This window comes from Planomonospora algeriensis, assembly GCF_977012225.1.
The window spans coordinates 1-1,545 of sequence record NZ_CDRNDK010000822.1 but is presented as its reverse complement, the minus strand read 5'-3'; the positions used below and the strand labels follow the sequence as shown (position 1 = coordinate 1,545).

2 protein-coding genes are annotated in these 1,545 nt (G+C 77.7%); both read left to right on the top strand.

What is annotated here, in order from left to right; genetic code table 11:
• Positions 1 to 1,112, top strand: a 1,112-nt coding sequence (locus ACWJ6R_RS36100) for a VWA domain-containing protein (protein ID WP_449066509.1), incomplete at its 5' end; no start/stop codon positions are given.
• The coding region (locus ACWJ6R_RS36095; protein WP_449066508.1) for an SWIM zinc finger family protein at positions 1,109 to 1,545 on the top strand (437 nt) is incomplete at its 3' end. The genes ACWJ6R_RS36100 and ACWJ6R_RS36095, both read left to right, overlap by 4 nt.

Below are 1,545 nucleotides of genomic sequence, written 5' to 3'. Positions count from 1 at the left end.
GGAGGCTCCCCCCGGTGGACCGGTGGCGCCTGCTGCTCGGCAGGGAGACCGAGCGGCTCCCGGACGGCGCCCGGCGCTACGCCCACGCGCTGGACGAGCTGTACGGCGCGGGACGCGGAGAGGGCGCCGCCGACCTCGGGCGCGGTCCCGGCGGGCGGGGGCCTTCCTTCCCGACCGCCCGGGAGTGGGCGGAGGAGATCGAGGCCCTGTTCGGGACGGAGGTCCGCGAGGAGGTGCTGGCCCGCGCGGCCGAGGGCGGGCGGGCCGACGTGCTGGCCGTACTCGACCCGGAGTCGGTGCGCCCGTCGGTGGGCCTGCTGGCCTCGGTGCTCTCGCTGGCGGGAGGGCTGCCGGAGCAGCGGCTCGCCCGGTTGCGCCCGCTCGTCCGGCGGCTGGTCGACGAGCTGACCGGGGAACTCGCCACCCGGTTGAGACCCGCGCTGACCGGGCTGGCGACGCCGCGCCCGACCCGCCGTCCCGGCGGCCGGCTCGACCTGCCCGCCACCCTGCGGGCCAACCTGCGGCACACCCGCAGGACCGGTGACGGCGGGTTCCTCGTCGTGCCGGAGCGCCCGGCCTTCACCACCCGGGTCCGGACCGAGGCGGACTGGCGGCTGATCTTCGTGGTCGACGTGTCCGGCTCCATGGAGGCGTCGGTGGTCTGGTCGGCGCTGACGGCGGCCGTCCTGGGCGGGGTCCGGACGGTCTCCACCCACTTCCTGGCCTTCTCCACCCAGGTCATCGACCTGACGGACCGCGTCGCCGACCCGCTCTCGCTGCTGCTGGACGTCCGGGTCGGCGGCGGCACCCACATCGCCGCGGGGCTCGCCCACGCGCGCTCCCTGGTGACGGTGCCGAGCCGCACGCTCGTCGTGGTGGTCAGCGACTTCGAGGAGGGGCCGTCTCCCGACGGCCTGCTCGGGGAGGTCCGCGCCCTGGTCTCCTCCGGTGTGCACCTGCTGGGCTGCGCCGCGCTGGACGACACCGGGGCTCCGCGCTACTCGGTGCCCGTCGCGGAGCGGCTCGCCGCGGCCGGCATGCCCGTCGCCGCTCTCAGCCCGCTCGCCCTCGCCCGCTGGGTGGGGGACCGTCTCCGAGGAGAACCCCGTTGAACCCTCCCGTTCCCGAGACGCGGCTGCCGCCGGTGGAGCCGGACCTGGTCGCCGAGGCCGTCGGGGGTCTCACCTCCCGGCTGCGGAAGAGGCTGGACGAGGCGGTGGAACGGTGCGCGGCGCTGCCCGTCGCCTCCGGCGGCGGGGCCGTCTCCGTCGGCTGGGGAGAGGACGCGGTGGTCACGCTCTCCCCCGGCCCCTCGGGCGTGGTGGCCGGTTCCGGAGCGGCGCGGTGCAGCTGCCTGCTGGCGCCGCGCTGCCTGCACCTCGCCGCGGTCCTCAGCGCGTGCCCGGTCGCGGACGCGGACGCGGCGGCCCGGGCCCGCCGGAAGTCCCGACCCCGTGGTGCCGGCACCCCCGGCGCAGGTTTCGGAGGGGCAGGCCCCGGCGGTGCAGGTCGCGGTGGCCCCGGCACCTCCGGTGCAGGTCTCGG